At 59.8% G+C, this 691-nt stretch carries 2 protein-coding genes; both read right to left on the bottom strand.

The genetic code is table 11. The features are described from left to right. A partial coding sequence (locus AC1Q7H_RS39850) for a plasmid pRiA4b ORF-3 family protein (RefSeq protein WP_492382517.1) occupies positions 1-291 on the bottom strand: 291 nt, incomplete at its 3' end. A 110-nt stretch (positions 292-401) separates the two neighbouring features. Then, on the bottom strand, positions 402-691 hold a 290-nt coding region (locus AC1Q7H_RS39845; RefSeq protein ID WP_492382516.1), incomplete at its 5' end, for a hypothetical protein.

Raw genomic sequence — 691 nt, 5'->3', positions numbered from 1 at the left:
GTAGACAAAGCCTTCGTGTTCGCGGAGATGAAACGCGGTCAGCGGCAGTTCATTCGCCACGGTGCAGAACTGCAAGATGCCCTCATGAGCTTCGCCGTAACGCCTGCCACGAATGCTGAACGTGTGCAGATGTTCGTCGGCCCAGCCCATGACGACCTGGATGACATGGTGCAATTGTCCGAGCGTCAAGTGCTCGGGAACGAGGACGCGTCGCCAGACCGGCGGGCTCAGGCCACGCAGCGCAATTCGAAGTTGAAGAACCGAGATCGGCGGCCCAGGATCGGAAGCCATGCGCGCATTGTAGGTGCCTCATTGGCCGCTCGGCAGCGGTCCGGTCGTCTGCCCCCGCTTTGGCGCGGTCTCATTGCACACCGATTCAGGCTTGGCGCATATTCCTGCAGTTAACCCAAACCGAAGTGGCATCTCGAATTGGCATCAGCCAAGCTGCCTACGCCCGTCAAGAGAAGAATTGCGACCCTGGCGAGTATGTAAGAGAAAGGATTACCAACGCGCTTGGTCTGTCGCCGGAACTGCTTCTTATCAACCTGGGATGACGAGCCGCAGCTGAACGCGCGCCGCTGCGCTTTGGGCGCGGTCTGCCGCCATTGGATGTACCGTTCACTTCTCAAGGCATGCGACAGCGCCTGACGCTGCCCTCCCTTTCCTGCCGCCCTTATCTCATCCATTTGGG

The sequence above is a fragment of the Cupriavidus sp. GW823-FHT06D04 genome (assembly GCF_058795055.1).
The sequence above is the reverse complement of the archived record's forward strand: the minus strand, read 5'-3'. Positions and strand labels throughout refer to the sequence as shown.